Annotated in this window: 13 protein-coding genes; 6 read left to right on the top strand and 7 right to left on the bottom strand. The window is 66.8% G+C overall.

What is annotated here, in order from left to right:
• The 5 genes from VFG33_RS20900 to VFG33_RS20880 all read right to left on the bottom strand — a co-directional run.
• Positions 1-189, bottom strand: a 189-nt coding sequence (locus tag VFG33_RS20900; RefSeq protein ID WP_325054595.1) for a hypothetical protein, incomplete at its 3' end; no start/stop codon positions are given.
• Between the two features lie 38 nt (positions 190-227).
• The gene (locus tag VFG33_RS20895) at positions 228-800 is read right to left on the bottom strand and encodes a TetR/AcrR family transcriptional regulator (RefSeq protein WP_325054594.1); all 573 of its coding nucleotides are present in this window, start codon (positions 798-800) and stop codon (positions 228-230) included.
• 131 nt (positions 801-931) lie between these two features.
• The gene (locus tag VFG33_RS20890) at positions 932-1,597 is read right to left on the bottom strand and encodes a response regulator transcription factor (protein WP_325054593.1); all 666 of its coding nucleotides are present in this window, start codon (positions 1,595-1,597) and stop codon (positions 932-934) included.
• Positions 1,594-1,722 (bottom strand): hypothetical protein, encoded by a 129-nt coding sequence (locus VFG33_RS20885; protein WP_325054592.1) that lies wholly within the window; start codon positions 1,720-1,722, stop codon positions 1,594-1,596. Before VFG33_RS20885 ends, VFG33_RS20890 begins: the two co-directional genes overlap by 4 nt.
• On the bottom strand, positions 1,719-3,689 hold the full coding sequence (locus VFG33_RS20880) for a sensor histidine kinase (RefSeq protein ID WP_325054591.1): 1,971 nt from the start codon (positions 3,687-3,689) through the stop codon (positions 1,719-1,721). The genes VFG33_RS20885 and VFG33_RS20880 overlap by 4 nt, the downstream gene beginning before the upstream one ends.
• A gap of 168 nt (positions 3,690-3,857) precedes the next feature.
• On the opposite strand from VFG33_RS20880, the gene VFG33_RS20875 reads away from it, so the two are divergent.
• The 3 genes from VFG33_RS20875 to VFG33_RS20865 all read left to right on the top strand — a co-directional run bounded on the left by VFG33_RS20875 (position 3,858) and on the right by VFG33_RS20865 (position 5,793).
• Positions 3,858-4,211 carry a hypothetical protein gene (locus VFG33_RS20875; RefSeq protein ID WP_325054590.1) on the top strand — a complete coding sequence of 118 codons (354 nt, stop codon included), beginning with the start codon at positions 3,858-3,860 and terminating at the stop codon, positions 4,209-4,211.
• On the top strand, positions 4,208-4,906 hold the full coding sequence (locus VFG33_RS20870) for a DUF4386 family protein (RefSeq protein WP_325054589.1): 699 nt from the start codon (positions 4,208-4,210) through the stop codon (positions 4,904-4,906). The genes VFG33_RS20875 and VFG33_RS20870 overlap by 4 nt, the downstream gene beginning before the upstream one ends.
• A gap of 71 nt (positions 4,907-4,977) precedes the next feature.
• On the top strand, positions 4,978-5,793 hold the full coding sequence (locus tag VFG33_RS20865) for a methyltransferase domain-containing protein (protein WP_325054588.1): 816 nt from the start codon (positions 4,978-4,980) through the stop codon (positions 5,791-5,793).
• Positions 5,794-5,798: 5 nt separating this feature from the next.
• On the opposite strand, the gene VFG33_RS20860 is transcribed toward VFG33_RS20865, so the two are convergent.
• A complete protein-coding gene (locus VFG33_RS20860; RefSeq protein ID WP_325054587.1) occupies positions 5,799-6,812 on the bottom strand; it encodes an alpha/beta hydrolase family protein in 1,014 nt (337 codons plus the stop codon).
• Positions 6,813-7,027: 215 nt separating this feature from the next.
• Here VFG33_RS20860 and VFG33_RS20855 point away from each other — a divergent pair, with 215 nt between their 5' ends.
• From VFG33_RS20855 to VFG33_RS20845, 3 genes are all read left to right on the top strand, one after another.
• On the top strand, positions 7,028-7,375 hold the full coding sequence (locus VFG33_RS20855; RefSeq protein WP_325054586.1) for a hypothetical protein: 348 nt from the start codon (positions 7,028-7,030) through the stop codon (positions 7,373-7,375).
• Between the two features lie 269 nt (positions 7,376-7,644).
• The gene (locus tag VFG33_RS20850) at positions 7,645-9,015 is read left to right on the top strand and encodes an FAD-binding oxidoreductase (protein WP_325054585.1); all 1,371 of its coding nucleotides are present in this window, start codon (positions 7,645-7,647) and stop codon (positions 9,013-9,015) included.
• A 349-nt stretch (positions 9,016-9,364) separates the two neighbouring features.
• Positions 9,365-9,916, top strand: a complete 552-nt coding sequence (locus tag VFG33_RS20845) for a suppressor of fused domain protein (protein WP_325054584.1) — start codon at positions 9,365-9,367, stop codon at positions 9,914-9,916.
• Between the two features lie 161 nt (positions 9,917-10,077).
• Here the strand turns inward: VFG33_RS20845 and VFG33_RS20840 are convergent, their stop codons facing one another.
• On the bottom strand, positions 10,078-10,680 hold the full coding sequence (locus VFG33_RS20840) for a hypothetical protein (protein WP_325054583.1): 603 nt from the start codon (positions 10,678-10,680) through the stop codon (positions 10,078-10,080).
• Between the last annotated feature and the right edge of the window lie 128 nt (positions 10,681-10,808).

Here is a 10,808-nt window from a genome sequence, read left to right as displayed (position 1 = left end):
ACCCACGATGAAGACCGCGATCGCGGGCCAGCCGTAGCACCGGGCACCGTGCACCAGGGTGAAGACGACCTGGAGGACGATCAGCGGCATCCGCACACCGTTCGCGAACGGCGTGACCAGCAGGCCGATGCCGATCACGGTGGTGAGCGCCCAGATCAGGGTCGCGTTGTTGGAACGGATGGAGGGCATGTCCGACTCCGGTTTCTCAGAGGTTCACAGCAGGACGTTCACAGCAGCAGGCCGCTCAGGACCAGCGTGCTCAGCAGGGCGTGGTCGTCGGCGTCGTCAGGACGTCCGAACATCCGCGCCAAGGGCTCCTGGCCGTACATGGCCAGAGGCTTGGTCACCGCGAAGTGGAAGAGGTACCAGGGGATATCCCGGATCCTTCCTTCTTGCACGAGCTTGTCGAACTGCGGTCGCCCGGCGTCGTTGAGCTGACCCATCTGCTCGTACAGGTACGTCAGCCGGGGTGAATCGATACCGGCCTCGTAGTCGATCAGCCGGATCAGGTGCGGGCGGCGTGCGATTGCCTGGTGGAAGGCCCTGACGCCGTTGGTCAACCGGACGAGATCATCTTTGCCCTCCGCACCATCGGCCGTGGCTGCGACTTCGGTCGACACCTGCTCGATGGCCCATCGCACCACGGCCTTCCAGAAGTCTTCCTTGGTGCCGTACCGGTCGTGGATGAACGTGTGGCCCATGCCGAGACGGGCGTTGAGTTGCCGTACCGACACCGCCTCGTAGCCCAGTTCGGCGAACGCCTCGAGCCCGCGCTGGAAGACCTGCTCCAACTCCGGCATCGGGGCATCCGACCGCGGTCTCCCCGGCCCGCGTCGCTGCCGCGCTGTCACGATTCGCCCTCTATCCATTATCCGACACCTGCCTGATTAATGTTAGCGCGGGTCTGCCGCCGAAAAGAAACTGGGCTGGATCAGGAGCGATCTGTACTGCGGCCGAGGCCGGCGTCGCGGGCACGGACGATCGCCTGGGCTCGATCCGCAACCGCGAGCTTGGTGAAGATCGAAGACACGTTGTTCGCAACGGTTTTCGAGGCCAGGCCGAGTTGTTGCCCGATCGCCGTATTCGACATCCCGGCGGCGAGCAGATCCAGGATCTCCCGCTCGCGGTCGGTCAGTTCGGGGAACGGTTCAGCCACCACCTGCGGGGCCGAGAAGAAGCCGAGCACCCGGCGGGCGACACCCGGCCCGAAGATCGCCTCGCCGGCCGCGACCGCACGGATCGCCCGGGCGATCTCCTCCTGCTCGGCGCCTTTCACGAGGTACCCGCGCGCCCCCGCCCGCATCGCCGCGAACACCGAGTCGTCGTCCCCGAACATCGTCAGCACCAGTACGGCGACCGAAGGTGCCGAACGGGCCAACTCGCGAGTCGCGGCAAAACCGTCGAGATCCGGCATCTGCAGATCCAGAACAGCGACGTGCGGCCGGAGCGTCACGACCTCGCGAACCGCCTCCCGCCCAGTGGAAGCGACACCGACAACCTCAATACCAGGCAGGGAGGTGAGCAACGCAGACAACCCAGCCCGCACCACAGGATGGTCATCCGCCAACACCACCCGAATCACCTCGCCCTCGCTCACGACGCCTCCTGGACGGTCGCGACCAGCCCGACCTCGGTCGCCTCGCGGGCAGTCGCCATGCGCCGGGTCGCGCCGCGCCTGCTCGCCCTGAGCCGGGTCGTCCTGATCCCCGTTGCGCTGGTCATGACGTCACCAGTGGGAAGGAGGCTCGTACTCGGCCGCCGCCTGCGGATGGGCCGGCCTCGAAGCGGCCGCCCAACTCGGCCGCGCGCTCTCGCATCGCCTGCATTCCGACCCCGGGCAGCCAGGCACCGTTCGGCGGACCGTCATCCGTGATCTCGATCTCCAACTCGGACCCACACCGCAACGCCAGTACTGCGACCGTCGCGCGCGAATGCCGAACCACATTCGTGAGCGCCTCCGTCCCGATCCGGTACGCCGCAACCTCCAGCGCAGCCGGTAACGCAGGCAACCCATCAGCAGAAACCTTGACCGACACGGCAGCCCCATCCGCCCGCCAGGACAACTGATCCGCCCTCTGCCGCAACGCGCCGACCAACCCCAGCTCGTCCAACGCAGGCGGCCTCAGATCGTCGACCAATCGCCGTACGTCGGAGATCGCCGCGCGGGTGTCAGTCCGGAGGGTATTGAGCAACTCCGAAGCCCGCGCAGCGTCAACGGATAACAGGTTGGCCGCGGCATCCGCGGTGAAGGCGACCCCGGTCAACGTAGGACCGAGCCCGTCATGCAGATCTCGCCGCAACCGCCGACGCTCCTCCTCGCGAGCCGCGACCAGCCTCTCCCGAGAAGCCTGCAGCTCGCCAGACAACCGCGTCGCATGCACGGCGACGGCCAGTGGTACTGCGACCAACGCGAGCACGTTCCGATCGGCAGGGGACAACCCGGATTCGCCCGACCGAAGTCCCACGAGCAGCGAGCCGACCGCGGACCCGCCGTACGAGAGCTCCACCGGGACCACCGTGCCGGCGACTCCGGCCGATGCAACGATCGACCCGTCGGCGGCGACAGCGACGTACGGGAGTCTCAAGGCGGAGCGGATTGCCGCGACGACGCCATCCATCCCGCCGGCGGGGTTGGCCGAGAGCTCTTCGCCAATGCGGGAAGCGACGCGCGCGGGATCGCGGCGGTCGCCGTACATGGCGCGGTCGACCAGCCGTTGCAATCGTGGCAGAACGGGCGCGATCAGCAGCGCCACGATCACCGTCACGGCTGCGGACCTACCGACCCTTGAAGAGATGAACGAGTCCAGCACGGCGACCAGGGCGATATAGGCGCCGACGGCAACGATCGACAGCAGTGCCCAGCTGAGTGCGCGGGACACCACCAAACGGATATCGAGCAACTGGTATCGCACGATCGCGACCGCGACGGAGATCGGAACCAGCGGAATCGCCAGCAAAACAAGGACGGGTGTCCCGGCCACCAACGACCAGGGCACCATGAAGGCGAGGGCGATGACTGCGGCCAGAAGCAACCACAGCAGCTGGCGTCGGCCGACTTCGGTGGCGCGGCGATAGCGCAGTACGAGACAGGTGATCGCCAGCAAGTAGGCGACCAGACCGCGGAACTCGGTCGCGGTCCATAGCGGCTGCCACTGGTCGTACGAAGAGATGGTCAGATAACCAGTGAGCCCTCCCTCGAAGGGCGCGTCGGGCGAGGTGCCCATCTCCAGGGCGAACAGCGGCGAGGTGACGATGATCCCGATGGCCACGGCTCGCCAGCGTGGCGAGATCAGCTTGCCGTCCGGGAACAACAGCAACGCGAGCGGCAGGAACAGGCCGATCGACCAGGGCCACGACCAGGAGAAGATCGTCAGCGTCAGTCGTTGGAGCCACTCCGCCGCGGACGCGTCGTACAGGACCTGCGTGAGCGGCGCGCCGACCGCGGTGGTGGCGTGACCGATGCCGTCGGCCACGAACAGCCAGCCGATCGGGTTCGACGGCCGGTGCCACGCGATCACCGCGCCGCAGACCGCGAACGTCAACCCCATCAGTCCGTTGGTGACGACGAAGCTGTCGAGTGCCTCGTCGAACGACCAGCCGACCACGATGGCCAGGACGATGGCCGCGACGACCTCGAGGACGGCGAACGTCCCGAGCCCCGCTGCGAGCCGGCGCCTGCCTGCTGTCATGTGGCTCAGTGTGCGCCCTGAAGGCTCCCGGCGTCCCGGGAATGCGTTCCCGAGCGGCCCGGCAACCTCCCGGCACGGGGTGAACGCCTCCCCGGGCGCTGGGCAGGGGTTCGGCCGCACGGTGGTGCCAGGACCCCGATTCACCGGGGTGAATAGGGGAGGTTTCTGATGTCTCGTACTTTTCGCGCCGGGCTGATCGCGTTCGGGCTGCTGTCGGTGGGCGATCTGGCCGCGCCGCTGCTGACCGACGGCGAGACGCCGCCGATGTCGATCGCGCTGATCGGCTCCGCGCTCGGGCTGATCAGCCTCGTGCTGGTGGTGCTCGCCTGGCGGGGAGTCCGGCGTGCGGTGGTGCCGCTCATCGTGCTGCGGGTGCTGTCGGCGTTGACCGCAGTACCGGCGTTCTTCGTCGACGACGTACCGGGCGGCGCCATGGCTGCCGCTGGAGTGTCCATCGTGCTGGCCGTTGCCGGTACTGCGCTGGTGCTGATGCCGGCGCGTGAGTTCGAGGCCGCACGATGACGACGACCGCAGTGAGGCCGAGCAGTACCGGCCGCGATGCCCGTACTGCGAGTCGGTGGCTGGCCGCGATCGTGTTGCCGGTCGGGCCTGCAGCGATCGCGTTGCTGCGGTACTTTTTGCCCTACGACACGATCGATGACAGCTCCACGATCGTCAGCAAGACGATGGCCGACCAGGATCGGGCGTCACTCGTGCTGTGGCTCGGGTTCATCGCGATCCTGACCCTCGTACCGGCCGCGTTCGCCGTCGGGCGGCTGACGAGGCGACGGGCGCCGTGGCTGACGGCGGTTGCGCTGTTCCTGCTGGTGCCGGGCTATCTGTCGCTCGGCTGGTTGACGGGTGGTGACATATCGCTGTGGGCCGGTCCTGAATCCGGGTTGGATGCCGGTGCCGTCACCAGGCTGTACGACACGATGCATCCGACGACCGACCTGGCCGGTGTGTTCTTCGTCGTGGGCCATGTGCTCGGAACGATCCTGCTGGGGATCGCGATGTGGCGGTCCCGCGTGGTCGCGAAGTGGGCGGCGCTCGCGGTGATCGTGTCGCAGCCGATCCATTTCGTGGCCGCGGTGATCGTCCCGAACCACACCGTCGACCTGATCGGTTGGGGTCTGCAGGCAGCCGGATTCGCCGCGGTGGGGTGGGCGATCCTCCGGATGCGGGACAACGAATGGGACCCGCCGGCTGTGCCCTAAGGGGCAAACCCAGTCGGCCGGCGGCTCGTCCGGCGCTACGCTCAGCAGGTCTATAGCGAGGGGGAATGGACATGGCTGAGACGTTGTCGCCGGACGAGCCCATGAGCAGCTTCAAGCTCGCCGACGCGGACAAGCAGGACGCCGCCAGACTCGCGGCGGTACTGGATCTGCTCGCCACCAGGCCGGCTGTCCAGACGCTCAAGTCCTGGGCTCTGTCAGCGCTCCAGCCGGCGCCGGGCGAGGCCGCGCTCGATGTCGGATCCGGAACAGGGGAGGATCTGGCCGAGTTCGCCAAGCGGGTCGGCCCGGCTGGACGGGTGGTCGGTGTCGAGCCGAGTGCCGGGCTGCGCACGGAGGCTCTGAAGCGGGTCTCCGGGGTCGAGGTGGTGGACGGGGACGCGGTGGCGCTGTCTTTCGAGGACGAGTCGTTCGACCTGATCCGCTGCGAGCGAGTACTGCAGCACCTCACCGACCCTCAACAGGCGGTCGCGGAGATGGCGCGAGTGCTCAGACCGGGCGGTCGCATCGCCCTGATCGACACGGACTGGGCCACCGCGATCGTCCATCCCGTCGACCCCGACGTCTTCCGCCGGCTGGTCGAACACTTCACCGCCGAAGCAGCCAACCCGTACTCCGGCCGGACGCTGCGGGGGCTGCTCGCCGCCACCGGCCTCACCATCACCGGCGAGACGGCCGCCACCTGGATCGAACCGCAGGAAGGCGCCAACGAGGGCTTCGTCCCCATGATCGGCCGTGTCGCAACGGCCGCCGGCGCCATCACCCCGACCGAAGGGGCCACCTTCCAGGCTCAGATCACGGAGGCCGCCACCCGAGGTGCCTTCCACATGTCCCTGACGATGTACGCGGTAGCAGCCGTCAAGCTGTAGCGGGGTCAGAGGCCGTGTTGTTTGAGGAAGGCCACTGATCTGGCCATGGAGGTTGGCCAGGCGGCGGCGAAGGCGTGTTCTTCGCCGGGGTAGGTGTACATGGAGGCGGTTTTGCCGGCTTTCTTCAACGCGGCAAGGGTTTCCCGGGACCAGGCGATCGGACAGGTGCTGTCGGACTCGCCGTGCTGGATCAGGAGCGGTTCGGTGACCCGGTCGAAGAAGTTGATGGCCGAGAGGTTGCGCCAGAAGGTCGGGTTGGCCGCGGGTTCGCCATATGCGCGAAGGATGGTGTTCGCGATGGATGCTTCCGGACGGGTCCAGCGGTTGAAGTTGTCGACGGCATCCGAGCTGACCGGGGCGTAGACGATCGCCGCCTTGACGAGTCCGGGTTGCGCGACCAGGACGTTGTAGGTGATCCCGCCGCCCATGGACCGGCCGAACAACCCGACGCGCTGCGGATCGACGTACGGGGAGGTCTTCAAGGCCAGTACTGCGTTGATGACGTCCTCGGTGTAACCCATCCGCAGGTTGACCTCGGACCGCGGATCGTCGGACGACTGCGCGTGGTTGCGATAGTCCGTGTGCAGTACGACGTAGCCGCGGCGGGCGAGGTAGTCCTGCTCACGCATCAAGCCGCGTCCGTTGGTGTAGACGGCTGGATCGATGTAACCGTGGTTGAGGACCAGGGCGGGGTGCCGGCCGGGGGAGCGCGGGACGTTCATGATCCCGGAGATCGTCAGGGAACCACTCGAGTACGTCACGTGGTACCGGGTGTAGACGCTGTTGCTGGACAGTACCCGGACCAGCCGGAGATTGCGGCCGTCGTACTTCTTCGCCATCAACGCCTGCAGCGACACCGGATGTGCCGCGGGCTGCGCGGTCCGGGGCGGCGTTGCCGACGGGATGGTGGGCTGCGTCGTGGTCGGTGGAGTGATGGTTGTAGCTGTGGTGCCGGCCGAGCTGCTGGGTGAGGGCGGTTCGGCGGAATCGGTCGACGTGCACCCGACCACAGCCGTCATCCCGAGCACTACAAGCCCTGCCCATGTTGTTCTCCGACGACTCATGCCCTCATCCTGCCGCCCCCAAGCAGTCCGGCCGGGATTTCGTGACCCAACCTTTCGTTGGCAGGTACTCACAGTTGTAAAACGTTAACGGTGGTGAAACACCTGATCGTAGAAAGTTGGCAGCGCACCAACGGGGGAACTCAAACCTTCTGCTCACTTGGGAGAACTCGATGCGCACCCTGACACTTCTGAAGGCCTCTCTGGCGACCGGCGTCCTGCTGACCTCCGGAGTGGCCGCGGGCACTGCCGCCGTCGCCGCCCCGACGCCCGGCGCGGACTCCGTGTCTGCCCTGTGCCACGCCACTGCCCTCTACGGCAACACCCCGATCTACTCCTCGAACAGTACGTCGAGCACCGTGGTCGGCCATCTCACCAAGGGCGTCAAAACCGCGTCCAGCTGTACCGTCGTCAACGGCAGCACCTACAGCGCCTGTGGCTACTTCTACTTCGGGTGGGTCTACATCACCAGCAAGGGCTATGTGAAGTCGATGTGCGTCTCGCTCTCGATTCAGGCGTGATGACCTACTCCTGACCGGCGCCGTGCTGATCGGCCACCCGCAGTGGCGACCGATCAGCACGTGAGCATTGACTAAAGGGCTTCTCAGCGGGAGTCTCGCTGGAGAAGGCTGCCTGGGGGAGGTCTGGCGGCCGTCGGGGGTGACCACGCGCTGGTCTCTGGGGAGAAACTTCTCGCGCTGTGTCGTCGAAGGCGGTTTGCCGGTCTGGCCGGCGTACGAGTGTGCGCGCGGGCCGACAAGGTGGGGCGTCAGCGAGCGGCGGAGGAATCATGGCCGAATACACGATCGAACAACTGCGAGAGCGCACCAGGGGACCGGTCTACACCGAGTCCGACGACGGGTACGACGAGGCGCGCAAGGTCTACAACGCGATGATCGACAAGCACCCGCGGGTCGTCGTGCGGTGCCTGAACGCGGGTGACGTGATGGCGACCGTCGCTTACGCCGCGGCGCATGACCTGGATCTCGCGGTCCGGGGTGGTTCGCACAGCGTGCCGGGGTTCGGGACCTGCGACGACGGGGTGGTCGCGGATCTGGGCGCGATGAACAACGTGAGGGTCGATCCGATCACCCAGACCGCACGCGCCGGCGGGGGAGCGACCTGGGGAGACTTCAACGCGGCCACGCATGCCTTCGGTTTGGCGACGACTGGCGGCATCATCTCGACGACTGGGGTTGGTGGACTGACCCTGGGTGGCGGGATCGGGTACCTAGATCGTGGGCTCGGATTGTCGTGCGACAACCTGATCTCGGCCGATGTGGTGACGGCCGACGGGCGGTTCCTGATCGCGAGCGAGAAGGAGCACGAGGACCTGTTCTGGGCGTTGCGCGGTGGTGGCGGCAACTTCGGAGTGGTGACCGCCTTGGAATTCCGGCTGGCTGCTGTCGATCAGATCTACGGCGGTCCGATGCTCTTCGAGATGTCCGATGCGGGGGCCGTGCTGGCCGGGTTCCGGGATCTGCTTCACGATGCGCCGGAGGAGCTGGGTGGGTTCCCTGGATTCCAGATCGCGCCGCCGCTGCCGTTCATCCCGGAAGACCGGCACGGCGATACGTTCGCCTTGGTCGTCGGCTGCTGGGCAGGCGAGCTGAGTGAGGGTGAGAAGCAGATCGCACGCTTCCGCGAGTTCGCTCCGGTGGTTGCGGAGCATGTCGGGGCGATGCCGTATCCCGCGCTGAACAGTGCGTTCGACGCGCTGGTGCCGCCGGGCATCCAGCACTACTGGAAGGCCGCCTTCGTCAAGGAACTGACGGATGACGCGATCCAGGCGCATCTCGAGCACGCGCCGGGGCTGCCCGCGGTCAATTCGACCGTCCACCTGTATCCGATCGACGGCGCTTGCCACCGAGTGCCTGCCGACGCCACCGCGTTCGCCTACCGCGACGCGACCTTCGCGACGGTGATCGCCGGCATGTGGCCGGATCCGGCGCAGAACGAGGCCGGGGTCGACTGGGTGCGCAACTACTACGACGCGATCGCACCGCATTCCGAATCAGGCGGTTACGTCAACTTCATGGCCGGAGACGATCAGGGCCGGATCCAGGACAACTACAAGGACAACTACTCCCGGCTGGTCGACGTCAAGCGCAAGTACGACCCGGACAACCTCTTCCACCTGAACCAAAACATCGCCCCGTAAGGGGTTTCAGTCCTCAGTCTCATCCCGGGCGGGCGGCTCAGGGCGCACGGACTGTAGCCGCTCGGCGACAGATTCGTTGCCCTGTTCCCGCAAACGGTCGCGGCGTTCGGCCAACACTCCGAACGCCAACGCCTCCTCCCAGGACAACACGCGCCGCGCCTCCACCTCATTACTCACCAAGAAAGACGCGCCCCGCCCACCAGAAGGTTGGCTGCTGCTCAGAGTGTGAGGGAGGCGCTGGAAGAAGGCGCGGTACTCTGCAGCGCGCCTTGCAGGTTGTTGCAATCTGGGCAATGGTGGCCGCCCGGCAGGCGAGCAGGTGTTCTGGTGGCCTTATGGAGGTCCGTAGGTGAATGTCGTTGGAGCCGTCGGCGATCTCTATCGGGACCGCTGGGGTGAGCCCTCCCGGCGGGCGAACTTCCGGACCGGGGAGTACGAGATCGAGATCCTCAAGTGGACCGCGTCGGCGAACGGTGAGGGGGTCGATCTCTACGCGACGCTCGGGGCCAGTGCTGAGGACATGCCGCGGGCTGAGCGAGGGCACCGGGTCGAGTACTTCATCGGCTTGGCGCCCGGCCGCGACGACATCGCCTCGCCCTTGGCGGGATTAGGTCTCTTCGCGCAGCGCGAGCGTGAGAATGTCGATCACGGGCACACGATCCCGGCCGGTGGACCGCTCTGGGCGGGAACGGAGATGAACACTCTCCTGGTGTTGCGCCAGCTGGGAGAGATCCTGCCCGCGCTGACCCTCTCCGACGGTGTTCACGTCGAGTTCCTGCAGGTGGTCCCGATCTTCGAGTCGGAGCGGCGGTTGAAGATCGAGCGCGGGCTCGATGCGCTTCTGAAGCACTGGGAGAGCGCACAGACAGCGTTCTGGGAGCCCCACCGCCGACCTGCCTAGCATCAACCGGCACAGCGGCAAGCGCCGTGAGTACAGACTTTGGCACCGTTGTTGGTCGGCGGAGGCGTGGCGGTTCGTTCTCTACTGGAGGCGTCGTGCCAGGCGCGGCCGATCTTTGTCGGGAGAGGTCAGCCGCGCCTGTGTCCCTTGGCGTTCGGTGCTCAAAGGGTGAGCAAGCGCTGGAAGAAGGCGCGGTACTTCTGGAGTGCGCCGCGGAGATCCTCGGTCGACGGTTCGCCGTTGGACCATTGGTTTTCGAGATCCCGGTGCTGCTCGTCGAAGGTCGCCGACAGGCGCTTCAGCAGGTCGTCCACGAGTTTGTCCGCCTCGGTCACCGAGTTGCGCGGGTCGTCCACGAAGCCCTGCTGAATGACCTCCCACCGCGCCCGGAAGTCCACCACCGCATCCGCCGCCACCAACGGCTCCTCGGATGTGCCAGTACGCCGCTCGCCGTCGCCCGAGTCTTCATCCGTACGCCGGGTGTTGTCGTCACTGAGGTCCGCATCAGCAAGGTCGCCGGTGTCGCGCCCCGGATCGGTGTCGGCACGGCGATCGCGGTCGTCACCCAGATCGGTGTCAGCACGGCGATCGCGATCGTCGACCAGATCGCGGTCGTCACTCGGATCGGTGTCAGCGCGACGGTCGTCGGCATCCAGGTCGGGGTCGGGCGTGCGGGCTGACGGGTCGGCTTCTCGGCTCAGGGCATCCGACTGGTCGAGCCTCGTCGTGCCCTCGTCGGCTCGGGGGTCGTTGTGGGTGGTCATGAGCGCTCCCTGGTCTCGTTGGTCGGCTCGGCGCGGTGGGTTCCGTCGGTCTCGCCGCGATCCATCAGCAGCTTGTCGACCAGTTGCCGGTAGGCGGTGACGGCTTGGCGGAGTTCTTCTGTGTCGGT

The sequence above is a fragment of the Kribbella sp. genome (assembly GCF_035687465.1).
Taxonomy (GTDB): domain Bacteria; phylum Actinomycetota; class Actinomycetes; order Propionibacteriales; family Kribbellaceae; genus Kribbella.
Note: the sequence above shows the minus strand (reverse complement) of the source record. Positions and strands in the feature narration are given on the sequence as shown.